We start from the raw sequence: 26,317 nt of genomic DNA on the forward strand, positions 1-26,317 counted from the left end.
ATCGTATGTTCTGTATTTACAGAAACTAAGCATACGACTTACGATCTATATTTTTTAAAAGTAGTAAAAGCCTTACCCGCAAAACTTATTAATTAAGCCTTTTTTTGCAGAACATTTTATAACACGACTCCGTGAAGAATTCTAAGATAAAACAAGCTGCCCTTGATTAGGATTGATTAATTTACCTGCTGACCAAACCCTTACTCCATTTACAAAAGTATGTTTAACAAGCCCCTGTAATTGTCTACCTTCATAAGGCGAAACTTTGTGTTTTGCTTCAATTTTTTGCCGAGTAATGGTGTCCCATTCTTCAGGATTCCAAACGACTAAATCAGCATCATAACCCAGCTTAATTTTTCCTTTTTGCTGCTCCAAACCAATAAATTGGGCAGGTGCTTCGCAAAGAATTGTACGAATCCGCTCCAACGTCAGACCATGCGCTTGTCCCTTGGTCCACAAAGCAGGCAAAGTAAACTGAATACCAGAGATTCCCCCCCATGCTTTTTGGTAATTTCCAGTATCTAATTCTTTGATACGTGGCGGTGCTGGAGAGTGATCTGAACCTATAAAATCAAGCGTTCCATCCATCAAAGCTTCCCATAACAAAACATTGTTTGCTTGTTCTCGAATGGGTGGTGCACATTTATAACGAGTATCTCCATTGGGAATGGTTTCTGCATCAAAGAAAATATAATGGGGACAAGTTTCTACGGTTACAGGCACCCCCCGTTTTTTTGCTGCTCGGATGGCTGGCAAACTATCGGAAGAAGACAAATGGACAATATGAGTAGAATGTTGGTATTCTTCAGCCAATTGCAACATCAATGCAACCGCATCATTTTCCCATTTTCGAGGTCTTGATGCCAAATAGGCTAGATAATTTGTTGGGTTTTGGGTCAATTGGGCATCAAAAGCCCCTGAAGCCAATTCACAATGCACCAAAATTGGTAAATTAGTTCCTTTTAAGGCCTCATAAGCCGCTCGCAAAGTGGCTTCATCAGCATTGGGGAATTCGTCAATGCCACTATGGGTCAAAAATGCCTTAAAGCCCAATACACCTCGTTTTGCTAAAGGGGCTAAACTGGTCGTATTTCCAGGAATAATTCCTCCCCAAAAGCCACTATTTACGTGTAATTTACCTTTTGTAGCAGCCAATTTATGATCTAATTCTTTTACATTAACCGTAACAGGAGAAGAATTTAGTGGCATATCAACCAAAGTAGTTACTCCCCCAGCAGCAGCAGCAGTTGTCCCTGTGTAAAAGCCCTCCCATTCTGTCCGCCCAGGCTCATTGATGTGTACATGAGGGTCTATAATTCCAGGCATCAACACCTCATTTTCAAAATTATAAAAAGGAATAGATGCCGTAGTCTTGATACAACCTTTCTGAATTTTTTCAATCTTACCTTGATTGATCCAGATGGTGTATTCTCCAATGGTATCGGGCAACATGACCCGCTTACTATAAATGATTAGTTGCTCGTTCATTTGCTTAATCTTCTAATTTAGCCCCTTGCATAATCCAAGTCTCAATTTTGGTTCGTTCCTCCATGGTCATTTTTGTTTTATTTCCCTGAGGCATTGTTTTCGTGATCACAGCACGATTCATTATTTTATCTTTACTGGCAACAATTTGTTCGGGGGTATCAAACATCATCCCACCTTGCGCCACAATAAAGACATCATCTGTTGGTGTTTTGGAATGGCAGGGTCTACAACGCTGCCCAATTATTGCCTCCACTTCTGTAAAAGGAACTTTGTCGGCATTTGCCAATTCTTCTCTAGATTTGGGAGCCGTTAAATAAATGGTGAGCACGAGTAGCACAAGGCTAATGGGCACAATCCACCGATTGAGTTCTCCCCTTTCCCATTGATTATGAAAATGCTTGATGCCTGCTCCTGCCAAAGAAATTAGTAACAAAATTAAGACACTGTGCTCGTTCCCAAACGTGCTTGGGAAATGATTGCTAATCATAATAAAAAGCACTGGTAAGGTAAAATAATTGTTGTGATAAGAACGCCATCCTGCTCGTTTACCCAACTCCCCATTAGGCGCTCTCCCTTCCTTAGCGGCAAATACCATTTCTTTTTGAGCAGGTATAATTACAAAAAATACATTTCCTGCCATCATGGTTCCCATAATAGCTCCCATGTGAATATAAGCTGCCCTAGGATTAAATACAATGGACAAACAATAGGCTACCGCTAATAAATAAAGCACCATGATCAAAAAGAAAATAGGGCGTTTTTCTGGTGCCAATAAAGAGGTTTGAGACAACAGTTCATAAAAAACCCACGAAAATACAATCGATGATACGCCTATCATTACCCCCAAAACGGGAGAAAGCTGTGTTATTTCAGGGTTTAACAGAAATGATTCTGCATTAAAATAATAAACGATTGTCAGCAGACAAGTCCCTGTTAACCAAGTAAAATAAGCTTCATATTTGAACCAATGTAAGTGTTTAGGAATTTGTTTGGGGGCGATTTTATATTTTTCCAAAAAATAAAATCCTCCACCATGAATTGCCCAAAGATTCCCAGCCAATTCATCTCGAATTTCTTCTGTTCGATTTAAGGAATTTTCTAAAAAGACAAAATAGAAAGAAGCTCCCACCCAAGAAATACCAAAAATAATATGCAACCAACGGAAAATTAGATCCAACCACTCTTGCAAATGCGCCTGCCAAGGGGTTCCTGCTACTTGGTTATAAATAATATAGGCTCCTGAAAAAAAGGCGGCAATAAAAAACAACCATTTCCTAAAGAAGCGCATATTGGCGGCAAAATCTTTATCTTTTTCATTCTGACGGTTAGGGTCTTCTGCATATTGTTGTACCAATTTCTGGATCACTACGGTTCCCGAAAGGCAAATACAAACAACAATCCCTATCATCGTTTCCACTACTCCCATAATCTTATATACTTATCGTTTTATTTTGTGTTTTAATTCCTTTCATCGCTACCCTAAAAAGGAATTTTAGCTTCAAAGAAGCGAGTAAGATAGTAGAAAAAAATCAATTTTTCTAACAAAATTCTGAGTACAGAACAAAATTAGTAGGTTAAAAATTACTCGCAATGCTCGTGAGATCAGTTAACTGTGCTGCTGCCTTATAATACCTAGCGATTAAGCTGCTGCCTCAAAAAATTCACAACCTGCCGTCTATGTCTTAAAATATGAACAATAGCATGTTCCATCAATTGTTCAAAATCATAAGTCACCCCCCATCTTGTTTCAAATTTCCACACTTCGATTGCTTCATTAGACTTATAATAAATATCCTTAAAAACTAGCTCGGTATAGTCCAACATCGCATCAATTTCTACCATTCCCTCTTCAGGATCTTCTATTTTTTGGTCGTATTCCAACCATTTGTCAGAACGAATAGACTGAATGTAATTCGCATAGGTATACCCCGACTGCACGATATGGAAGGTAAGACTTTGTATTGACCGACAATCCACATCCTTTGTTTCTTTGTCTACCACCTCAACAAACTGAGGCAGCGACAAACCACTTAATATTTCTTTGTATTCAAGCGCCGCTTTCTGATATTCATCCATTAGCGCTACCAACATTCCATTTTTTTTCATCGTAAAAATTAAGGTTCTATTGTTCAAAGGAATCATACAAAGCCATCAAGACCCGTTCATGTGTCATGGGTGTACTTAATAATCCTTTTGCATTGGGGTTAAACGCCTTAATGGCATCCGTAATGGCAAAATGCGCCCCAATTCCGTACATTAAAGGTGGTTCTCCAACTGCTTTTGATTTTAGAATTGCCAAATTAGAATGGTTGGTTTCTAAAAATTTAACATTAATTACTTTAGGAACTGAAAATACATCTGGCACCTTGTAAGTAGATAAAGCAGAAGACAATAAACGCCCCTCTTGATTGTAGCTCAATTCTTCCATGGTCACCCAACCCATCCCTTGAACCAAACCACCTTCTATTTGTCCTTTATCGATCATTTTATTCATGCTCTGCCCAAAATCATGTACAATATCCACTCGATCAAATTCATAAATTCCTCGAATACAATCTACCGTTACTTCTGTAATTGCAGTACCGTAAACATGATAAGCAAAAGGATGTCCCTTTTCTGTTGTTTTGTCAAACTTAACTCTAGGCGTTGCATAATGTCCCTTCTCTGACAACTGTATACGAGCGACAAAGGCATTGGTCACCAATTGTTGCCAAGACCAATCTGTCTTTTGACCATCAATATAGACCCATTCATCGTGAAGGCTGATCGTTTCAAGCTGTTCTAACTTAAATTGCTGTTGAACAAAAGTTTTTAATCGCAACAAAATAGCAGAACAAGCAATTTGGAGTGCCTTACCATTTAAATCTGCCCCTGCACTTGCTGCTGTAGGTGATGTATTGGCAACACGAGTGGTATTCGTAGTTTCAATTTTTATTCTTTCAGGTGCTATGGCAAAAGTTTGCGCTACAATCTGAAGCATTTTAGTATTTACGCCCTGTCCCATTTCCACCGCTCCAGTACTTACTCCAACACTTCCATCTTGATAAACATGAACCAAAGCACGAGCATGATTCATAGGGGTATTGGTAAAGGAAATACCAAAACAAATTGGCATAACAGCCAGTCCTTTTTTGAGCGTTGTATGTTGAGCATTAAAAGCCGTAACACGGTCACGCATTCCCTGAAGATCAAAATCAGCGGCTGCTTGTTCCCATGTTTTTAGTGCCTCACAATTTTCTACAATTTGCCCATAGGAAAATTCATCTCCATCTTGTAATAAATTTGCCTTTTGAATCAGGGCTCTATCTACTCCTATTTGCTCCGCAGCTAGTGTAATTGCCGCTTCCATAACAAATTTTCCTTGGGGGCCTCCAAAACCTCGAAAAGCAGTATTGGGAGGCAAATTAGTTCGACAGCTTCTAGCTGTCAACCGAGCATTGGGTACAAAATAAGCATTGGTAGCATGAAACAAGGTGCGCTCCAATACCGCAGGCGACAAATCTGCTGCAGCTCCTGCATTTTGATAAAAATCGGCTTCATAAGCAATAATTTTAAGTTGCTCGTCCAAACCAATTTTAAAATCAGAAGTATAGGGGTGTCGTTTGCCTGTCATGCGCAGATCTTCTTCCCTATCCAATATCAATTTAACGGGCTTTTTGCTCAAAAACGCCCCCAAAGCAGCCAAAACCGCAAAGGGAGTTGCTTGATCTTCCTTTCCTCCAAATCCACCACCTAAACGCCGAACATCTACTTCTATTTTGTGCATCGCCAAGCCCAAAACCCTAGCAATTCCCCGTTGAACCTGTGTTGGTCCTTGCGTAGAAGAAACCACCCTGATGCAATCATTTTCAACAGGAAAAGCATACGCCCCCTGTCCCTCTATATATAAATGTTCTTGACCATTGCAATCCGCTCTTCCTTCCACAATATGAGCACATTGCTCCCAAGCCTTATCTACTTCACCAATTTTGAAGGTTCTAACAGGGCCAATAAGTTCCCCCTTTTCTGCTGCCTCCCTAGGATCTACAATAACAGGTAATTCCGAGGCTTCCATCACAATTGCCTTTATGGCTTCATGCGCTATTTTTTTAGAAGTCGCCAAGACCAAAGCAATCGGTTGTCCTCTAAAATGTATGTCCCCGTCAGACAAAGCAGGTTCATCAGGGAAAATTCCTCCAATTTGATTTTCTCCAGGAATATCCTTATGCGTAATAATATGTTTTACTCCAGCTATTGCTTTAGCTTTGGTTAAATCTAATTTTGTAATTTTTCCATGTGCCAATGGAGCATCAAAAATTGCGGCGAACAATGTCCCCCCTAAAATTGGCAAATCATCCACATAAATGGATTCGCCACGAGTATGTGTATAAGAATCTATATTTTTCATTCCATTAATTGGTTGGTTGCTGCGAATAAAATCAGTTGCAGCAAATTAATTCGACATTCAACGAATAGAGTTGTATAAGCGAAAATGCAAGTTTTTTTTTGAAGATCAAGGAAAAACAGAAACTCATAGCTGTAAGCTATGATGTTGAGCATTTGACGATGAGATTCAGGAAAAAATAAATTGGCAGCCATACCTTTTCATTATTTATTTCCTTGGGTCATGATATAGTTCATGAACTTCATTTCGCAATAACTTCTAATATACTTACAAATTTGTTGGTAAAAAATAAAAATGTAAAAAATCCTATTAATACTAGTTGTTCCAATAGGATTTTAGTTCTTAACATTAACGGAGTAATGATTAATCAAATAAGGTAGGAAAAAAGCTTCTATAATGTGCGATCATCAATTGACGTAACAATAGACGTTTGTAAGCTACAGAGCCCCTAACATCTGCAATGGGGCTTATTTCTTTTTGGGCAATTTCCAAAGATTCGTCTAATACTGATTTACTAATTGTTTTTCCAATAAAAAATTGGGCTGTTTTGGCAAGGTATTTTGGTACAGGAGCCACCCCACCAGCAGAAATTCCAGCTTTGATGACTTCTCCTCTAGTATTGCATTCTATGCGTATAGCAGAATTAACAGAAGCAATATCCAGATAAGTTCGTTTACAAACTTTTTCAAAATTAAAATAATGAGTTGATCGTGGCAATTCAAAATTTACTTCTTGCACAAATTCATCTGCTTTTAAATCTAGGGTTTTGTACCCCTTAAAAAACTGCTCTAGCGGCAATTCACGTAGGGCACCATTGGCATTCAAAACAATATTAGCATTTAAAGCCAAAAGAAAAACCGCTAAATCACCAATAGGAGACGCATTAACCAAATTGCCTGCAATTGTCGCCATATTGCGAATTTGAAGGGATGAGATCAAATTAAAAAAATGATCTGTATTAGGGCTTAAGGATTGAATTATCTCAGATTGTTTGAGTGCTTCGGTAGCGGTTGAAGCGCCAATATGGCAATAGCCGCTCGCCTTCCAGATTCCCTTTAAGTCATTTCTGTTGTAAGCATGAACAATGTCTTCTGAAAACATTTTTTGGGGGCGTTGAACATACAAATCTGTTCCTCCTCCTACCCAAATCGCTGACGCAGGAATTGCATCAGGCTTGGTTATAGGACTAGAATCTTTTAACTTTTTTGCTATTTCTAAAAAATAATTGGGTAAGAACCGATGTTCGACCAACCAACCTAATTTATCTTTATGATTTTTTGCAACCAACTGTTGAACAACATATTCTGCGGCTCTTTCGATTGATTTGTATCCCGTACAACGGCAAATGTTGCCAGCAATAGCCAATATTGCTTGATCCTTTGTTATTTTTCCTTCAGACAACGCCAGTCCACAAAGAGACATAATAAAGCCTGGTGTACAAAAACCACATTGTGTTCCTCCTTCGTCTGCCATAGCTTGCTGCACCACATTTAGCCCTTCAATATTGACTCCCTCTATGGTAACAATATGCCGACCTTCTACATTTCCTAAGGGCATAAGACAGGAAGTTACTGATTCATAGATTACTTTATCATTTTTTAAGGTCCCAATCAAGACAGTGCAAGCACCACAATCCCCTTCTCTACATCCCAGCTTAGTCCCTGTAAGACATTGTTGATACCGTATAAAATCCGCCAAGATCATCCCTGAGGGCAAATCTGTCTCTATAAGTTCCTGATTCAAAACAAATTTCATCATACTATATATATATCTTTATTTTTTTTCGTAAAAATTATAATAAAAAAAACAATTCTAACGTTTGTTATAATATAGTTAATAAAATCATAAATTGTATTTTTAAAACTATATTATTTGTAATATTCATTTTTTTTTTGTAGATTAGTAGTATACGATTACCCAAGTATATTAAATAACTAATTAAAGTAAATTCAACTAATAAAATATGTCCCTTTAAGTCTAAAACTCATTTTCTCCATTCTCAAGAACTTCTCTATACTGAACTTTTCATCTTGAATCGTCATTAAATATTCCCTCATCTTATAATGAGCATTTGTAATATCTGAAGTGTCCTACCCCTAGATACTAGTGTATTCTAGCACATGCAACCGAACAATTGTATTTTACATTCTCCATGAATTCTAATGATTCACTAAATTATATTTTTTTACATTATATTTTTTGTGATATTATTATTTTTTAATTACATTAGCATTATCTTAATATTCTGATCAGATATTGAAATACTACTATAAAACACTAAAAAACTAATTCAATGGAAAATATTATACGACAAAACTACACATTAGCAAAATTTACTTTTGACTAATTCCAACTTTCTCCATTCTTATAACTTCTCTATACTGTATATTTTCGCTGTACATTACTACTCATTTTCAATGAGTTACTTGTAACATCTGACGTACTTTACAAAAATAAAAACCACCTATTTTTTACATTTTACACTTTTGTTACTAAAAAGTTTGTGTTATAACCTCTAACAAAATATTTTTTGTACAGGTTGTTTTCACTTGGCTTTTATAACATAGGATGATTGTTCCCACAACGATCACTAGGGATTGTTATATCAAAAAATAAATCTAATTGGGTTTATTTTCAGATGATGGTCACTAATAGATTATACTTTCTCCTTTGTGTATTTAAGTCACGGTGAGCATAAGGTTTTCATTTAACTTAAAAGATTTACTCTTAACATATTATAGCATTAATTTTCTGAAAACCAGAAAATTAAAACCGTCCCGTAATGCCTATAGGTAAGTATCTATGGCTGTATAATAAAACCAAGAGTTCTTTAAAAGTAAATAAAAATTGGATAATCACACAATCTTATTTTTTTACAACCCCCTTTTTTAAAGAAAATTGCACCATGAAAGAAAGAAATCAAAAAAGTCCCAGTTCCCAAGGAAACTCAAAAGCAAACCATTTGGAAGTATCTAAAAATTTGCAGCATTATCCTAAGGTAACATTCCCCATTAGTCCTTTTCATTCCCAACAGTTAACGATTTCAACATTAAAGTTAGATCATCATCCAGCAATTAATGATATTTTATCGGCAACCTCTAGGTTGTCAAAAGAATTTGGAATTCAGTTAGAGCAATCGTATGCCTCACATACTAGTATGACGGCATTCTTGTATCCCAAATCTGGTAAATACAGAATAGTAATTGTAAATATTTTATACGACTTACTTTACTATATTGATGATCTATTCGGAGAAGACATAAGTACTGCCAATAATGAAGAAAAGCCTTCATTATCTGAAATAATGAACATCTGGAAAACAGGAAAAATTAATCCAGAGTATTATAACAACTTGACCAATCAAAAGATCAAGAATGTTTGTGATGCGATGCAATGGGTCAGAACTAAATTATTCCAAAGTTGTGAACCTGCCTTTTTCAAGAAAATATCTAAGTTGTTGTTTGAACATCTAAGAGATCAATTGAAACCGAATGCATACCAAAATATTGAAGAATATATTCACTTGAGAAGAAACTTTTCAGGCATGTATGTTGCAATCTATCTTATAGAATATTGCTACAGCAGGTATTTGACGCCTGAAATTTTAGAAAAAGTACCTAGTTTACAGAAAGCTATTGATTTGTGTGCTGATATTGGAGGATTATCTAATGATATTTTCTCTTATCCTAAAGAAAGTCACAGCAAATTTAACTTAGTCAACAGTTTTAGCGTTTTGAATGATTCCATTTCATTGGGGCAAGCTATCCAAAAATCAATTGATTTGGTTAACAATTGCCACGCTGATTTTAATGCTGCAATCAAACAAATACATACTGAAATAGTTGGGTTAGAAATAGATCAGAAAGCAACTGTCTTGCATTTTGCTGACGGATTAAAATCTATTTTATCCGCAACTTACCACTGGCAGTTGGTTACTCAACGCTATAGACATGACAACCACATATTAGAAGATCTTAAGTATCAGTCTGATTATACCTTTGATATTGATATCAAAGATGCTAGCTAATAATAGTCATCGATAACAAAACTAGAACGGCTCTATCCTAAAAAGATAGAGCCGTTTTTTTCTTTAGTGTTCAGCCTTTGCTATTTGTTCTAGCAACCAAGCGACTGCATCTTCCCTTTCTGTAAAAATTTTAACAGGTGCCTGTCCTTTTACTTTATTGGACGAAGCAGATTTTCCCGTTAACTTCAGATAAAGATTTCCTACTACCCTTGAACCAAATGAGGTAGTCAATAAAGCACTAGCTACTTCCCCTATTTCAGATTTTTCATAACATTCTAAGACTTCTTTACTGATATAGTTGCTAGGCATGTTACTCAACATAGCTCTAGGTTTCCCATCTACAGCTTTTTTTAACATTGCTATATTTTCCTGAGCTATCTCTACCGTATCTGCTTCCTTCCAATCTTTATTATTTTCTAGTTCTACAATACCATTTGAGTTAACAGTAATTGTTAGCGCCCTTGTTTTGAATTGCATTATGTGTTTTTAATATTAAAAAGTGTGTATAAAAAAAGAAATGCTTATTTTTGGGAACCCAAGTTAATTAAAATTATATATTTTTTAATGGTGGATTCTTTCTTTCTTTTTAATATTATTTACACTTATTTAAAAATAAAAAATACATAAAATCGTTTCACCTGCTTATCTACTACTTGCAATCTGCTCCAAAAGCCACTCAACAGCATCCTCCTTCTTCGTAAAAATTTTAACAGGTGCCTGTCCTTTTACCTCACTAGATTTGGCTGACTTTCCTGTTAATTTTAAATAAACATTTCCTACCACTTTGGAACCAAAGGAAGTAGTCAATAGAGCACTAGCGACTTCACCAATCTCAGCTTTATTATAGCATTCTAGCACATCCTTGCTCATATAAGTGCTAGGCATGTAACTCAACATAGCTCTAGTTTTTCCTGCTACAGCTTTCTTGATCATAGCGACATTCTCCTGAGCGATCTCTACCGTGTCTGGTTGTTTCCACTCTGGGTTTGTCACCAGTTCTATAATATCATCTGGTCTAACAATAATCGTCAAAGCTCTCGTTTTGTATTGCATAATATCAAATTTTAATAAAAAAAAACAATCAATTAGTTAAAATAATTAATATTGTTTAATTATTAATGTAATAAACAAAATAAAAGCCTACTTATTACAAGAAAAAATCAAATGAGTAAATCTTTTCATTCACAAAACAAAGCATTTTGATATTAATGTAAAATAAAGTATCTTCACGTATTACCCACAAAAGAAGAATTATGAAAAAACAAAGTATCAATAGAGAGTACAATTTTCCAGATGCTAGTTTGTATTCTCAATGCAAAGAGCGTATTCAATACATCAAACGGGACCAAAAAGAATTTGAAAGCTATGCCTATACCAATGGTAAAATTGAAAATTTCGAATTGCTTTGTAAAAAGTTCTCTGATCAACCCGATGATGATGAACTGATTGGCAATCAAATGGAGGCAACCAATAAAAAAAATGAAGCTAAAGAAAAGCTAAAAACAGCAATCCGCTCTGTCATGACACGAGTCGCCAGCAAGTACAATACTCGTTCTGGGCATTATCGAAAATTTGGTACGGTTAAAATGAATGACATGAGTGACCCTAAGTTATTATTGTGTGGTCGTCGAGTCGTACGAGTTTCTAATAAATTGCTAGACTTTTTAGCCGAAACTGGCCTTCGCCAATCCCACATTGATATCATACAACAAGCTGCCTCTGCTTTTGAAAATGCCATTCATATACAACAAGACAAGATTTCAGATCGAGATATTTTTGTAGAAAAGCGTATTGAATTGGGCAATGAGTTATATCGTGAATTAGTATTGGTTTGTAACATAGGAAAAGATATTTGGGCAGAAAACAACAAAGCCAAATACGAGAACTATACGATCTACGAAAGCAATAACGACCAGAAAAAAGCACGTAAACAACGCCTTAAAGAAGAGGAAATGACCAAAAAGAAAAATTAATTTTTTATTCTCGGTCAACAAACTGAAGCATAGAAAACAGCTCGCTATTAGCTGTATTTTCTATGCTTCAATTAACTTTTATTGGTGCCGCTGTTCTAATACCGCCAGCACCTCATCCAAACTATAATCTTTAGCTGCCAAAAGAACCAAATAGTGATACAGCAAATCGGCAGCTTCTCCCAAAAACAATTTCTTATTATCGTCTTTGGCTTCAATGATTAGCTCAACTGCTTCCTCTCCAACTTTCTGAGCCACCTTATTTATTCCCTTTTCCAACAATTGCGCCGTATAAGATTCGGAGTGCGCATTATTTTTTCGGTCATTAATAATGGTTGCTAAATAATTTAAATCAAATTTAGAATTGTTTGCTGTACCAAAGCAAGTTCCTGTCCCCTTATGGCAAGTATTTCCTTTGGGGTTTACCCTTATTAACAACGCATCATGATCACAATCCTTTTGCCATTTGACCAATTCTAAATAATTGCCAGAAGTTTCGCCTTTTACCCACAAACGCTGCTTAGATCGGCTATAAAATGTAACCAAGCCAGTCTCTAAGGTTTGTGCAAGCGCCTCTTCGTTCATATACCCCAACATTAACACATTTTGGGTTCTTTCATCTTGTATAATAGCAGGAACTAACCCTCCCATTTTTTTATAATCTAGTGCTATACTCATAATCTTACTAATATATTATTCTTATCTAAATAGTTTTTTAAAGCTGGGATAGCAATTTCTTTGAAATGAAAAACGCTTGCCGCCAAAGCTGCGTCGGCTTGTCCCAATTCAAAAACATCCTTAAAATGAGATTTTTTTCCTGCTCCTCCAGATGCAATGATTGGGATTGACAATTGCTTGGACATTAGGGCTAATATTGAATTCGCAAAACCATCCTTGGTACCATCATGGTCCATTGATGTAAACAAAATCTCTCCAGCCCCTAGTTCCGCTGCCTTCTTTGCCCATTCTAGCAATCTCCATTCACTTTTTATACGCCCACCACTTGTATAAACCATCCACTCACCATTTTCCAACTTTGCATCTATCGCCACCACTACACACTGACTTCCAAATTTACTAGCCAGTTCTCTTATCAATTGAGGTTGGCGTACCGCAGCTGAATTGATGGCAATTTTATCGGCTCCTGCCCTTAAGAGCCTAGCGACATCTTCTACCGTAGAAATTCCCCCTCCTACTGTAAAAGGAATTGAAAGGCATCGAGCAATTTTTTCAACCAGCTCAATCCATGTTTTTCGCTTTTCATGACTAGCAGTAATATCCAAAAACACCAGTTCGTCTGCCCCCATCTTAGTATATAATTGAGCCAATTCAATAGGGTCTCCCGCATCTTTGAGCCCAACAAAATTCACCCCCTTTACTGTTCTCCCCTCTTTTATATCCAAGCAAGGAATAATTCGTTTGGTTAACATGATACAATGAATTTTTCAACTTCTTTTAATTTAATTTTTCCTTCATAGAATGCTTTGCCAATAACAACTCCATGACAACCTATTTCATCCAATTTTTTTATCTCATCAATAGAAGATACCCCACCACTAGCCATCAACTTTAAGTTGGGGAATTCGTTCAAAATAGATTTATAAAGTGCTATAGAAGCTCCTTGTAAGAGGCCATCTTTGGCAATATCGGTGCAAATACAAGATTCAATCCCTCGCTCTAAATAATTCTCCAAGAAAGGAAACAATTCAATTTCACTGACCTCTTTCCAACCGTTAACAGCAATTTGCAAACCTTTGACATCTGCTCCTAGTATAATTTTAGAACTGCCATACGTTGCGATCCATTCATAAACTAAGGGGGCATTGGCTACAGCGATACTCCCAGCCGTAACTTGGTTTGCCCCTGAGTTAAATGCTATTTCAAGATCTTTAATCGATTTTACTCCTCCTCCAAAATCAATCCTTAAATTGGTTCCTTGCGCAATGCTTTCCAACACGTCATAATTAACAATATACTTAGCTTTGGCTCCATCCAAATCTACCAAATGCAACTGCTCTAAGCCAGCATCTTCAAACGATTGAGCCACCTCTAGCGGTTTGCTACTATAAATTTTCTTCTGTGTATAATTTCCCTGCGTTAGACGAACGCATTGCCCGTCTATAATGTCAATTGCTGGTATTATCTTGATCATTTTTTACTGATTTATAAGGCTAAGAAGTTTTTTAAAATTTGCATTCCAATCTGATTCGATTTTTCAGGGTGAAATTGTGTTGCATAAAAGTTATCCTTTTGTAATGCTGCACTAAAATTCCCTCCATAAGAACAAGTAGCAATGGTATAAGCTCCCAATTCTACATAATAACTATGAACAAAGTAAGCGTAACTATCCATTGGTATCCCTGCTAATAAAGGTACCGAATTGCAGGTAAGCGTATTCCATCCTATATGGGGAACCTTTAAATTGGGATGGGGAATGAATCGCTTGACCCTTGCAGGAAAAATATTCAATCCCTCTACATTGCCTTCTTCTGAAAAAGCGCACAGCAGTTGCATTCCTAAACAAATTCCCAATACGGGTTGTACAAGATTTTTTATGGCAAGATCCAAACCTTCTTTTTTTAGATAAGTCATGGCAGAGCGAGCCTCGCCCACTCCTGGAAAAATTACCTTATCGGCAGCAGCCAATAACGTTGGGTCTTTGGTTAACACTGCTGATACGCCTAGTCGCTCTAGCGCAAACTGCACTGAACGGGTGTTCCCTGCCTTGTAATCTATAATTGCTATTTTCATATTAGCTCCTTTTTATTTGGTGCTTTGACAACTCACTCATCAAAACATAACATTTATAACAGTCCTTTAGTAGAAGGCAATAATTGATGCTTAGGGTCTCGTTTGATTGCCTGTTTGATACTCTTAGCCCAAGCTTTAAAAATCGCTTCAATCTTATGATGTTCATTTTTGCCCTTGGCTTGAATATTTAAATTGCACAAAGCAGCATCTGAAAAAGACTTAAAAAAATGAAAGAACATTTCTGTTGGCATTTTTCCAATCATTTCACGTTTAAATTCAGCCTCCCAAACCATCCAATTTCGCCCCCCAAAATCCAAGGCAACTTGTGCCAAACAATCGTCCATTGGCAAACAAAACCCATAGCGCTCTATTCCTTTTTTGTTCCCTAGGGCTTGACGAAAGGCAGCCCCCAAAGCAATAGCTGTATCTTCAATGGTATGGTGCTCATCTACCTCCAAATCTCCTTGGGTCAACACCTCCAAATCAATACCTGAATGGCGGGCTAACTGATCTAGCATATGGTCAAAAAAAGGAATTCCTGTATTAATATTTGCCTTGGCTGTTCCATCCAAATTCAATCGAATTTTAATCTTTGTCTCTTTGGTATTTCGCTCGATTTCAGTAATTCTAGGCGGCAACTTTAACAACTGATAAATAGCTGCCCAATCCTTAGTCGCTAGAGCTATCGTTGACATCAATTCTTTGGTTTGCATTGCACAGGCTTCCTGTTTTGGATCAGAATTGATCCAAATCCCTTGCGCCCCTAAATTTTTTGCCAATTCCATATCCGTAAGTCGATCGCCAATTACATAAGAATTAGCCAGATCATAATCCCCCTCTATGTATTTTGTTAATAAGCCCGTCCTTGGCTTTCGAGTAGGTGCATTTTCCTCAGGAAAAGAACGATCTATATATACTTCATCAAACGCAACTCCCTCCTGTTCAAACGCCTGTATAATTTTATGGTGAGCAGGCCAAAACGTTTCTTCAGGAAAAGCACTCGTTCCTAATCCATCCTGATTGGTAATCATAACCAATTCATACTCTAGTTCTTGAGCTATTTTTGATAAATATTGAAATACCCTAGGATAATAAACCAACTTCTCCAAACTATCCAGTTGATAATCAATAGGAGGTTCTATAACCAAGGTTCCATCTCGATCTAAAAACAATACTTTTTTAGGCATTTTTATTTTTTTTATAGTTTGATAGATTAAAAAGCAATTGCTTATTCTCAGCAGCCGAACCAATGGTTATTCGCAAGCAATTGTCACATAAAACCACTGCGTTTCTATTCCGCACAACAATCCCCTTTTCCACTAAATAGCGATAAAGTGCATCCGCTTGTTTTACTTTTACCAATAAAAAATTTGCAGCAGAAGGGTATACATGCACCACAAAAGGCAACTGGATTAATGCATTTTTTAACACTGTTCGTTCTGATAGAATGGTTCGAATGGTTTGATACAAATCGTTAGCATTCTGTAGGCGTTCTAAGGCAAACGATTGGGTCAATTGATTAATATTGTAAGGAGGTTTTACCTTGTTAAAAAGAGCAACAATTGTAGGGCTGGCGATTGCCATTCCCAAGCGAATCCCCGCCATTCCCCAAGCCTTAGAAAACGTTTGCAGAATCACTAGATTAGGGTAAGTATCTAGCCATTTTAGGCAGCTTTCCTGAGCAGAAAAATGAATATAGGCTTCATCCACTACCACAATTCCATCAAATTCTTTGATCAATTGCTCGATTTTAACCAATGAAATGTCATTGCCTGTAGGATTATTGGGACTACAAATAAACAAAATCTTGGTTTGTTCGTTCTGTGCTGCCAAAATTGCCTCTACATCAGGTTGAAAATTTTCTTGTAATGGAATTGTTATATTTTTCACCCGATTAATAGTTGCTGAAACCTCATACATGCCATAAGTAGGGGGCAACGTAATAATAGCATCCTGTCCTGATATGCAAAAAATACGCAATAACAAATCAATAGCTTCATCGCTACCATTCCCTAAAAAAATTTGTGCTGCATCAAGTTTTAAATAAGTCGCTATAGCCTTTTTTAAGTTCCCTTGTAAGGGATCTGGATAGCGATTGTAAGGGCTTGAAAGCGCATTTTCATTGGCATCCAAAAAAATTCTTGCGCTTCCCTTAAATTCTGATCGGGCAGAAGAATAAGCTTGTAGGCTAATTATGTGCGGATTAACGAGCGCTTCTATTGTTTTTGTTCTATTCATCGTTCATACTTTTTAGTCGAATACTGATAGCATTTTTGTGTGCTTCTAAGGCTTCTGCTGCTGCCATTGTTTCTACCACCCAGCCAATATTTTTTAATCCTCTTTTGGTTGCTTTTTGGAACGTAATTTTCTTTACAAAAGAATCTAAAGACAGCCCACTATAGTTACAGGCAAAACCATTTGTGGGTAAGGTATGATTGGTTCCTGATGCATAGTCTCCTAAAGATTCTGGTGTAAAATTTCCTAAAAATACAGAGCCTGCATTGATTACTTGATCGGCAACTTTTTCCGCATTCTTGATATTTAAAATCAAGTGTTCTGGTGCATATTCATTAATGAATTGAACAATTGTTTGCTCGTCTTTTAAGACAATTGCTCGACTATTATTTAAAGCAATTTGAGCCATATCCTTTCGAGGCAAACGAGCAATTTGTTGCTTAATCGCTGCTTGAACGTTTTCGACAACAAGCGAACTGCTACTGACCAAAATCACTTGGCTATCCGTTCCATGTTCTGCCTGAGATAATAAATCGGCTGCTACAAATGCTGGATTTGCACACTCATCTGCCCAAACCAATAGTTCAGAAGGCCCAGCGGGCATATCAATAGCAAGCCCTTCTTTAAGAATCAACTGCTTAGCACAGGTGATATATTGATTTCCTGGACCAAATATTTTATATACTTTGGGGATACACGCTGTTCCGTATGCCATTGCTCCTATCGCTTGCACCCCACCAACTTTAAAGATTTTTGTGCAGCCCACCAAACTCGCTGCGTACAAAATAGCTGGGTGTATCTGCCCCTTTTGATTAGGAGGCGAACAAAGCACAATCTCTCTACAACCTGCTAATTTTGCAGGAATGCCCAACATCAAAACAGTAGAAAACAAGGGTGCGGTTCCAGCAGGGATATATAAGCCTACCCGATCAATCCCCACTGATTTTCGCCAACAAGTAATTCCATCCATGGTTTCCACGTACTGGACGGCTTCTTTCTGGCTCTTATGAAATACTTCTATGTTGTTTTTTGCTTGTTGAATGGCTCTTTTTAAGGGGCTAGAAACCGCTTCTATAGCGGCTTGAATCTCAGCTTTTGACACGCTAAAATCATCCAACTGAACCCGATCAAATTTAGAAGTGTATCTTCTTACAGCAACATCTCCATCCTGCTGAATATCCTTTAAAATTGATTGTACCACTGGTTCCAAGTCCTCTGTTCCAAGCCTTGAACGTTGGAGTAAGGTCGTCCATTCTTCTGGATTGATAAATGTTTTCATAATAAATTTATTGGTTTGTTTTATACAATCATTTTTTCAATTGGGATGACTAAAATCCCCTCTGCCCCAGCCATTTTTAGAGCATCTATACGCTCCCAAAATGCCGTTTCCTGAACAACAGAATGCAAAGAGCTCCACCCTTTGTCCTTCAAAGGCAAAATGCTAGGACTTTTCATGCCTGGCAACAAGGCGCAAATTTCATCCAACTTATGATTAGGCGCATTTAACAAAATGTATTTGTTTTTGGCAGCAGCCTGTTTAGAACGAATTCTGAAAATCAGTTTTTCCAAAATCTGTTGCTTGATAGCGGATAATTTAGGATTGCCAATCAATACAGCCTGAGATTTTAATAAGACTTCCACCTCCTTTAATCCATTGCTCAATAAAGTAGATCCAGAACTTACTAAATCGCAAATCCCCGCTGCTAAACCAATACTAGGTGCTATTTCTACGGAACCACTAATGGCATGAATTTCAGCACTAATTCCATGCTTAGTCAGATACTCTTTTAAAATGTTAGAATAAGTTGTTGCAATCTTTTTTCCATTCCAATAGTCTAATCCTGTGTAAGTTTCATTTTTAGGAATAGCCAAAGACAACCGACATTGAGCAAATCCTAGTGGTAAAAGAGTATCGACCCTTGCTTGTTCTTCTAGCAAAACATTCTCTCCTAAGATTCCAACATCTGCAACCCCATCTTCAACATACTGAGGAATATCGTCGTCTCTCAAAAAATAAATTTCTAAAGGGAAATTGGTTGCTGGCGACAATAATTTTCGCTTGCCATTTCTCAATTCGATACCGCAATTGCTTAATAATTGCATTGATTTTTCCGTTAGTCTACCCGATTTTTGGATAGCAATACGAAGTCTCTCGTTCTTCATAACCCTGTTTGATATTAGTAAAAAAAATAGATGTGCCTGAAAAGTATGGAGTAGGTCAAAAAAAAAGGCTTATCACCAAGTGATAAGCCTTTTTGTATTTTAAATTCTACTTATTTATTCGCTAGGAATGGAAATTATGAGGAGTAGAATGATGAGCACATACATTAGCTTCACTTGACTGACCATGCAGTAAATGATGAAAATGATGATGTGTATGTGCGTTACTCAATAACATAATTCAATAATAGAAGGATTGTTTTGATTTGTTAATACAAACCTAGGAGTTTTTATTTAAATAGTCCAAATTTTTGTTGCTATTTTTTTTATTTTTTTATCAAAACAAGAAAAGTTCACTCAAAAAAAAGCTAAAAATCAACTACTTAAAAGATATTTTTCTTTTTCGTTCGTGCAAAGCTTTTAAGAATTGTTCCAGTTCTATTTCATCTTGGATGTAGACCTGTCGTGCTTTAGAACCTTCATTCGGTCCCACAATTCCAGTATTTTCTAGCTGATCCATAATACGTCCTGCACGATTATAGCCTAGCTTTAAGCGACGTTGAATCATAGAAGTAGAACCTTGTTGATTCATCACTACCAATCGAGCAGCGTCATCAAAATGTTCGTCCAAATCATGCAAAACTTGATTTAGCTTTTGCTCGCTATCATTTCCACTGCCTCCGTCTTCGCCATAAGCAGGCAACAAAAAGGGCTCTGGATAACCAGGCTGAGATGCAATATGATTAATTACTCGATCAACCTCTGGTGTATCAACAAAAGCACATTGAATTCGAATCAAGTTACCGCCTGAAGCCAACAACATATCCCCTCTACCAATTAATTGTTCAGCACCACCACCATCTAAAATCGTACGAGAGTCAATTTTAGAAGTTACTTTAAAGGCTAAACGTGCAGGGAAGTTTGCTTTGATAATACCAGTAATAATATTTACCGATGGACGCTGTGTAGCAATAATTAAATGAATTCCTACCGCACGTGCCAACTGTGCTAGACGACCAATCGGAAGCTCAACTTCTTTTCCCGCCGTCATAATTAAATCGGCAAACTCATCAATCACCAACACAATAAAAGGCATAAAACGATGCCCCTTTTCAGGGTTTAATCGGCGAGCAACAAACTTTTTGTTGTATTCATTGATATTACGAACGGACGCTTTTTTCAGCAAATTATAACGTTCATCCATTTCTACCGTCAAAGAATACAAGGTCTGAACTACCTTGGTTACATCGGTTACAATCGCCTCTTCTTCATCTGGCAAATAGCCCAAATAATGCGCAGAGATACGGTTATACAAAGAAAGTTCTACTTTTTTGGGATCAATCAAGATCAACTTTAACTGAGAAGGGTGCTTCTTGTAAAGCAAACTCATAATAACTGTATTAATCCCTACTGACTTTCCTTGCCCCGTTGCTCCAGCAATCAGCAAATGCGGCATCTTAGCCAAGTCAGCAATAAAGACCTCATCCGAAATTGTTTTCCCCAATGCAATTGGAAGATCCATTTTAGCTTCTTTAAACTTAGGAGAAGCCAACACTTCTTTGAGCGATACAATTTGTTTGTTTCTATTCGGCACCTCAATACCAATGGTTCCTTTTCCTGGAATTGGAGCAATAATACGAATTCCTAAAGCGGCTAAACTCAAGGCAATATCGTCCTCCAAGCTCTTAATCTTAGAGATACGCACCCCTGGAGCTGGAATGATTTCGTATAAGGTTACCGTAGGACCAATGGTTGCTTTTATCTTAACAATCTCAATCTTATAATTGAGTAAAGTTTCTATAATTTGATCCTTGTTTGACTCCAGCTCTGCACGGTCAATAACAGGTTTTTGATCGTCATAACTTTCTAACAAATCAATAACAGGATTCTCATACTTGGGTAGATCTAAAGTTGGGTCATACGGTTCAAAATGATCTTTATTTTCTTCAGCAATCCCAATCTCAACTTGCTCTCCCTCTTTGCTAATTTCCATTGTTAAATCAGCATCTTCTTTCTCTGCCTCAGCTTTTTCTTTAGCTGCCTTTTCTAGATCTAAAGCCAATTGATTTTGGGTCAATTTTTTGACCTTATCTTCTAGCTCCTCCTTCGTAGATTGCTCAATAACCTTGGGCACTTCTAAAATTGTTTCCCTTTTATCTTCTGCTGATTGAGCAGGTGTTGGGCGATCAACAGCCTCTTCTGTATCCGTATCTCTAACATGCTCTGGTTTAAGCACATTATTCTTAGGTTTTAAAACGGTAACGGTCTTTGTTTCGGGTGCAGCAGGGAGTGGTTCGGGTTCTGGTGTCAATCGGAAAAGACTTCGAAAAGTTGCAGTAATGTTACTGATAGAAAATGCTGCTTTAATTTCATTTACGCTTAAGCCATCTTTAAAATTTGGATTCTTGTTCCAAATAACAAAACCTAAAAAGGCAAAGAGCAAGATTGCTATAATTCCAACAGAGCCAACCAAACCATCTAAGAGGCTAATCAAGACTCCTCCAAAAGCTCCACCCCAAGGAAATTCATATCCTTGAAAAATAAATCCCAACAAAAAACTCGTCCAAAGCATGGTTAACAAAGAACGTTTATAAACAGGAATCAATTTCTTAAGAGGAGTTTCTACGATAAGACTCATGCCTGTTGTAAACAACAAAAACACCAGAATAAAGGACGAAAAGCCAAATCCATAATAAAAGAATTGATGCGATAAAACGGCTCCTAAACGCCCTAACCAATTATCCATATCGTGCGGAGAAAGCAATACTGACCAGTTCGCTTTGTCCATATCTTCTTTCCATGTAAACAGATACGACGAAAATGCAATGAAAAGATATAAAGTAAAAAATAAGCAAAACAGCCCCACTAGTTTAGGAAAACGATCGTCTTGTACTCCGCCCTTAATGGAAACTTGTTTTTTCTTCTTTTTAGCCATTCTATTGTAAGATCAATGATTTAAATTTACTTGTTTTTAATAGGCTTTATTGTGAATAAATGTAAAGTCTACTAATTGACAAAAATAAGGAATAATATTGATGTTTAAAGGATTTCGGGACAAAAATGTCATGTTTTTGCTGATGTAGTGATTGAGTGTACGCAAATCTGTGTTGATTCTAATACTAACATTTTGATTTATAGGAACTAAAACCTCATATATCATTATATCCCATTATAGAACCCTACACTTGTTTTTTCCTATTTCTCTTTTTCCTCTCCGCCACTCTCTCCCATTTTAGTACAATCTCTCCAACTGAGTCCTGTTTTAAAACTAATATTTCAACTACTGTTAACCTTTTCGCTAAAAAGCAGATTGATTGATATATAACTTTTTTAAGGTGCTTGTGGCCACTCCACCGATTTAACTATCAAACTCAATATTATGAATTTTAAATTAATTGGTATAGCAATGACTATGCTATTCGGAATGGTCTCTAATTTTTCAGCAACTACCCCATTGCCTCCCCAAACATCCATCAATATGTTAAAAAACGGAGGAGTGCGAACCATTGTACAAGGTTATGCTTCTTTTGATGTAAAACAGAGTTCCTCACAATCTTTATACATTAATGTATACGACAGCAACGGCTATCAAATTCTTTCCCTACACAGCCATGATTTGAGCACAACGGTGTCAACAGAAAATTGGGAAGCAGGACAATATTTAATAAAAACACAAGCCAAGGGAGAATCCGCTTCACAGGATTTTGTACTTATTATCAGTTAACTTTGTTATTTAAGAGGCTGTCTAAAAGGGCAGCCTCCTTTATTTTAATTTATTGAAGGCATCATTGTATAACTGTATCAACCAATTATAATACAATATTTCTTCATCAAGATCGTCCTTCCATTTACTTAAAGCAATCTTTTTTTCTTTTTTCCAATTTGTACTTATCAAAATTTTATAACAGGCACCTAGTTCTTTGATAAACTTTAAGTTAGCCTTCTCGGTAGAAACTTCCTGAATTAATTTCCCCCTTATGTGTGCCTTATAAGCCTGAAGTATCAATTCTATTTCTATATTTTTGCCTTTAATCTTCAGATTATCTTGAAAGTTTTGGTTGATAAAATTTTCAAAAATTGCTTTGGTTTTTAATACATGAACTTGAGTTGCGTAATAAGCTCTTAAATTTAATTCTGGTTTTTTATTCTCTACTTTTTCATACTCAAAAAGTTTCAGCCATTTCTTTTGCAAATACAAATGAGCCATTTCACACAAATTTGCAATATAATATTGTTCTTTTTCTAAGGCATATTGATAACTATTTTCCTTAATTCGATTCAAAAAATCAGGATCTCTAAAATTAAGACAAGAAGCAATTGCATTGGCAAAATCTTCAAATCGTATTGCTCCATCTACCTGAATTAACCAATTGCTATCAAAGGCCATTTTATATAGATTGTATATGTATTCCCTCCAATTGGTTCCTCGCTCCACAGCAAGATAATTAATAAGAAAAATAACCATAAATTCTCGATCCTTATGCTCTATTTCAATCTTATTGGATTGTATAACGGCGTATAAATCGGCTAATAGCTTGGTGCAAATATCGCTATCTCGCCCACTAGAACGAGTATATTGAACCACTAGATACAATCTTTCATACAGCTCTAAGGTTAGATTCTTATGCTCATTTATAATTGGCAATTGAAAATTAATCATTGGAAAAGCTTCTCCCAAAGAATAAAATCGACTGATTTTTTCTAAAGTGATGCGCAATTTATGAATTGAATAAAAAATATCTAACTGTACATCTGCCATCATTAAGGCCGTACTGGCCTCTTTTTCTTTTTTGGTTGGAAATTTAGAGGAAAAATAGAGTTTTTGATGTCCCCATGCGCTGTAATAATAGTCCGTTGATGTTTTAGGAGCTTTTAATTGTCGAACTAATTTCCCTAGAACAACTATATTCAATTCATTAATATCCAAGCTATTCTGAAGCAACTTATTTTTAACATAATAGCCCATAATTTGAGCTCGTATCTCCCATTTTAAATTTGTCTTTAGCTCCAATTCCCAATAACAAAAAGCATAGAACAAATCAATCAACTGATCGCTAGCATAATCCACTTTTTTGATGGTCTCTACCTTCATTTTTTTGAAAACCTCGTTCCGATCAATCTTTTGGTCGTTGTTCTTCCAGACTTCGAATACAGCAACATAAAATTTTTGAATGGGTGCTGTCGGTATAAAATTCTCAAATTTGGAGGCTTTTTTCAAAAGTGACAAAACGCTTAAGATTATTTCTATTTGCTCTAGCTTCTTCATGCTATTGTTTCATTAGTCGTTAAAATTTCCAAATTTCTCATACCATTTTCAGCTTATCTATTTGGAAAATATAAAATTTTCATCTTTGCCAATCACAGCACAATCGTTTATTATTACACTATAAATAAACAAGTTACAATAAATCAAACATAAGTATAATTAAAACAATTTTTAAATTTCCATTTTCTTTTTTTCAAACAAACTAAAAGGCACCCTATTCTATCACCAATTTAAAATTCATAAATATGAAACGATCATCATTTATTGAATTCTGGGACTGTGTATATTTGTTAATAGCTGCTCTAATCCTCGTTGTATTGGTCTGCGCCTAGTTTTGAATTCAAGTAAAGAAAGAGATTGTCAAGTACTTAAGTTGTACTTGACATTTTTTTATTAAAAAATTCATTTTCATTTGGAATAACTAACACAAAAAAGCTAAAAAAATAGCCATTTAAGCTTTTTACTTCTAATTCTCATTTGGAATTTTGATTTTTCTTGTTTTGGGTTGGTTTTAAAGGTAGGGTATATTTGTGTTAGATAAGTCAAATACAAACGAATATAAATCCTTTATACAATGCGGTTATTATTATTATTCATTGCTTCTATACTCTGTTCTAATTTAAATGCACAAAAATGCAAAGGAATAAAAAAAGCGAAAGTAGTTCTTAGAAGGCAAATCATAGCTTTTAGTAATGGTTCTCTCCCCCAAAAGAAAAAAATTAGTGATCACTCTTGCTTTAACAAAAAAAGTAACAAAAAATTTAAAGCTTTCTATAAAATATTAAAAGCCTATCATTTATGCAACAGCTCAGATTCTAATTTGGAAACAATAACCTCTCTGTATAAAGAAGCTAATAAAATTATGGATAATATTCCTCCTCCTTTAATAAACTTCAATACAAGACCAAGAATTGGCTTTCTCAAAGCCAAAGAATCAGTTGAAGAATGTATTAGCAACAAGTTTAAAGAAAGCTCAAAAGATGAAACTTCTCAACAAATTAAAGAATTCGGGAAAGGTTTAAAACCTTTATTACCTGAAGGCTGCCCATTACCAGATATTATCAGCAAACCAAGCAATGAAAATCTAGATCAGGTTTTTTATCTAGATGTATATATGTGTGAAGACAACCTTACTTTTGGAGACCGCCTTCACTTAGGACAGATCGGACTTCCTTTAATGTATGATACTTTTGCTGTTTTTATGAATAATGAGATTATAAATGACTACATAAGTAGACGATCATCCTCTCGAACTGAAGCTTTATCTAATATACACATCACTATTGAAGGGCATACAGATAAAGTAATAGCTCAACAGTTGAATTATTCGCCTAAATCTTTCAGCGTTCCCAAAGGAATAGAATACACTTATGAAGAATATAATCGTACAATTAAAATTAAAGAGCAAAAAAAAACTCTCAAACAAGACTTAGTAGATAAATTATATGGTAATGAGCAATTGGGATTAGTAAGAGCTCATGTTGCAAAAAAAATAATAGCAGCTAGAAATATTACATCTAATCCAATTATCCTAAAATCAATCCATCATACCAAACAGAAAGGTAAGGAATTTCGAAAAGCTAAAATAATTATAGAGATTGATAGCTTTTACATTAATACACAGTTAGATATTATTTATAAACTAGCAGATAAAATTGAGGACTCAGGAAATATAGTGGACATCAGGTTTCGCAATTCAAATAAGCTCCCTAATACTCTCTCCTTCATAAAAGATACAATTACCATTGATAAAAAAAACTATACCATTGAATTCGACTTCAAACATAGCTCTCCAGGAAAATTGTTGTCAACAATTATTCTAAAGCAAAATAAACGCAAAGTTTACAATTACACAATAAAATTAACAAACCAAGATGGCAAACTTCTACGTAACTGTCAAGCCTCTAGAGGCATGGATTGCCAGTTAAATCTTTCACGAAAAGACATCAAAGATTGCTTGGTAAAATACACTATATATGTCAATGGAACAAAGGAAGACAGTAGTATATATTTATGTAATCAATAATGAATAAATA

Annotated in this window: 21 protein-coding genes; 4 read left to right on the plus strand and 17 right to left on the minus strand. The window is 36.0% G+C overall.

Annotated features, from left to right (window positions below; translation table 11 throughout):
- Positions 1-141: 141 nt before the first annotated feature.
- From allB to AsAng_RS11695, 5 genes are all read right to left on the minus strand, one after another.
- Positions 142-1,488 carry an allantoinase AllB gene (gene allB / locus AsAng_RS11675; RefSeq protein WP_264792965.1) on the minus strand — a complete coding sequence of 449 codons (1,347 nt, stop codon included), beginning with the start codon at positions 1,486-1,488 and terminating at the stop codon, positions 142-144.
- Positions 1,489-1,492: 4 nt separating this feature from the next.
- On the minus strand, positions 1,493-2,914 hold the full coding sequence (locus AsAng_RS11680) for a urate hydroxylase PuuD (protein WP_264792966.1): 1,422 nt from the start codon (positions 2,912-2,914) through the stop codon (positions 1,493-1,495).
- Positions 2,915-3,120: 206 nt separating this feature from the next.
- Positions 3,121-3,630, minus strand: coding sequence for a DinB family protein (locus AsAng_RS11685; RefSeq protein ID WP_264792967.1), 510 nt, complete (start codon positions 3,628-3,630; stop codon positions 3,121-3,123).
- On the minus strand, positions 3,611-5,875 hold the full coding sequence (locus AsAng_RS11690; RefSeq protein ID WP_264792968.1) for a xanthine dehydrogenase molybdopterin binding subunit: 2,265 nt from the start codon (positions 5,873-5,875) through the stop codon (positions 3,611-3,613). The genes AsAng_RS11685 and AsAng_RS11690 overlap by 20 nt, the downstream gene beginning before the upstream one ends.
- Before the next feature lie 360 nt (positions 5,876-6,235).
- Positions 6,236-7,630: an FAD binding domain-containing protein gene (locus AsAng_RS11695; RefSeq protein WP_264792969.1), complete on the minus strand. Its 1,395-nt coding sequence runs from the start codon at positions 7,628-7,630 to the stop codon at positions 6,236-6,238.
- 1,147 nt (positions 7,631-8,777) lie between these two features.
- Between AsAng_RS11695 and AsAng_RS11700 the strand changes: the two genes are divergently transcribed.
- On the plus strand, positions 8,778-9,899 hold the full coding sequence (locus AsAng_RS11700) for a terpene synthase family protein (protein ID WP_264792970.1): 1,122 nt from the start codon (positions 8,778-8,780) through the stop codon (positions 9,897-9,899).
- 63 nt (positions 9,900-9,962) lie between these two features.
- On the opposite strand, the gene AsAng_RS11705 is transcribed toward AsAng_RS11700, so the two are convergent.
- Positions 9,963-10,376 (minus strand): hypothetical protein, encoded by a 414-nt coding sequence (locus AsAng_RS11705; protein ID WP_264792971.1) that lies wholly within the window; start codon positions 10,374-10,376, stop codon positions 9,963-9,965.
- A gap of 165 nt (positions 10,377-10,541) precedes the next feature.
- Positions 10,542-10,952: a hypothetical protein gene (locus AsAng_RS11710; protein WP_264792972.1), complete on the minus strand. Its 411-nt coding sequence runs from the start codon at positions 10,950-10,952 to the stop codon at positions 10,542-10,544.
- Between the two features lie 200 nt (positions 10,953-11,152).
- Here AsAng_RS11710 and AsAng_RS11715 point away from each other — a divergent pair, with 200 nt between their 5' ends.
- Positions 11,153-11,872, plus strand: coding sequence for a hypothetical protein (locus AsAng_RS11715; RefSeq protein WP_264792973.1), 720 nt, complete (start codon positions 11,153-11,155; stop codon positions 11,870-11,872).
- A 78-nt stretch (positions 11,873-11,950) separates the two neighbouring features.
- On the opposite strand, the gene hisIE is transcribed toward AsAng_RS11715, so the two are convergent.
- The 9 genes from hisIE to AsAng_RS11760 form a co-directional block, all read right to left on the minus strand.
- Positions 11,951-12,547, minus strand: a complete 597-nt coding sequence (hisIE, locus tag AsAng_RS11720; RefSeq protein ID WP_264792974.1) for a bifunctional phosphoribosyl-AMP cyclohydrolase/phosphoribosyl-ATP diphosphatase HisIE — start codon at positions 12,545-12,547, stop codon at positions 11,951-11,953.
- Positions 12,544-13,299 (minus strand): imidazole glycerol phosphate synthase subunit HisF, encoded by a 756-nt coding sequence (hisF, locus tag AsAng_RS11725; RefSeq protein ID WP_264792975.1) that lies wholly within the window; start codon positions 13,297-13,299, stop codon positions 12,544-12,546. The genes hisIE and hisF overlap by 4 nt, the downstream gene beginning before the upstream one ends.
- A complete protein-coding gene (gene hisA / locus AsAng_RS11730) occupies positions 13,293-14,018 on the minus strand; it encodes a 1-(5-phosphoribosyl)-5-[(5-phosphoribosylamino)methylideneamino]imidazole-4-carboxamide isomerase (RefSeq protein ID WP_407655332.1) in 726 nt (241 codons plus the stop codon). The genes hisF and hisA overlap by 7 nt, the downstream gene beginning before the upstream one ends.
- A gap of 14 nt (positions 14,019-14,032) precedes the next feature.
- Positions 14,033-14,620: an imidazole glycerol phosphate synthase subunit HisH gene (gene hisH / locus AsAng_RS11735; protein WP_264792977.1), complete on the minus strand. Its 588-nt coding sequence runs from the start codon at positions 14,618-14,620 to the stop codon at positions 14,033-14,035.
- Between the two features lie 53 nt (positions 14,621-14,673).
- Positions 14,674-15,807 carry a bifunctional histidinol-phosphatase/imidazoleglycerol-phosphate dehydratase HisB gene (gene hisB / locus AsAng_RS11740; protein ID WP_264792978.1) on the minus strand — a complete coding sequence of 378 codons (1,134 nt, stop codon included), beginning with the start codon at positions 15,805-15,807 and terminating at the stop codon, positions 14,674-14,676.
- Positions 15,800-16,858 carry a histidinol-phosphate transaminase gene (hisC, locus tag AsAng_RS11745; RefSeq protein WP_264792979.1) on the minus strand — a complete coding sequence of 353 codons (1,059 nt, stop codon included), beginning with the start codon at positions 16,856-16,858 and terminating at the stop codon, positions 15,800-15,802. The genes hisB and hisC overlap by 8 nt, the downstream gene beginning before the upstream one ends.
- Positions 16,851-18,134, minus strand: coding sequence for a histidinol dehydrogenase (hisD, locus tag AsAng_RS11750; RefSeq protein WP_264792980.1), 1,284 nt, complete (start codon positions 18,132-18,134; stop codon positions 16,851-16,853). The genes hisC and hisD overlap by 8 nt, the downstream gene beginning before the upstream one ends.
- Positions 18,135-18,154: 20 nt before the next feature.
- Entirely contained in the window at positions 18,155-19,018 is an 864-nt protein-coding gene (hisG, locus tag AsAng_RS11755) for an ATP phosphoribosyltransferase (protein WP_264792981.1), read from the minus strand.
- A 376-nt stretch (positions 19,019-19,394) separates the two neighbouring features.
- On the minus strand, positions 19,395-21,950 hold the full coding sequence (locus tag AsAng_RS11760) for an FtsK/SpoIIIE family DNA translocase (protein ID WP_264792982.1): 2,556 nt from the start codon (positions 21,948-21,950) through the stop codon (positions 19,395-19,397).
- 444 nt (positions 21,951-22,394) lie between these two features.
- Here AsAng_RS11760 and AsAng_RS11765 point away from each other — a divergent pair, with 444 nt between their 5' ends.
- Entirely contained in the window at positions 22,395-22,739 is a 345-nt protein-coding gene (locus AsAng_RS11765) for a hypothetical protein (protein WP_264792983.1), read from the plus strand.
- A 39-nt stretch (positions 22,740-22,778) separates the two neighbouring features.
- Here the strand turns inward: AsAng_RS11765 and AsAng_RS11770 are convergent, their stop codons facing one another.
- Complete coding sequence (locus AsAng_RS11770; RefSeq protein ID WP_264792984.1) at positions 22,779-24,281, minus strand: hypothetical protein; 1,503 nt, start codon at positions 24,279-24,281, stop codon at positions 22,779-22,781.
- Between the two features lie 574 nt (positions 24,282-24,855).
- Between AsAng_RS11770 and AsAng_RS11775 the strand changes: the two genes are divergently transcribed.
- Positions 24,856-26,307: a hypothetical protein gene (locus tag AsAng_RS11775; protein WP_264792985.1), complete on the plus strand. Its 1,452-nt coding sequence runs from the start codon at positions 24,856-24,858 to the stop codon at positions 26,305-26,307.
- The last annotated feature ends 10 nt before the right edge of the window (positions 26,308-26,317 follow it).

Source organism: Aureispira anguillae, assembly GCF_026000115.1.
Taxonomy (GTDB): domain Bacteria; phylum Bacteroidota; class Bacteroidia; order Chitinophagales; family Saprospiraceae; genus Aureispira; species Aureispira anguillae.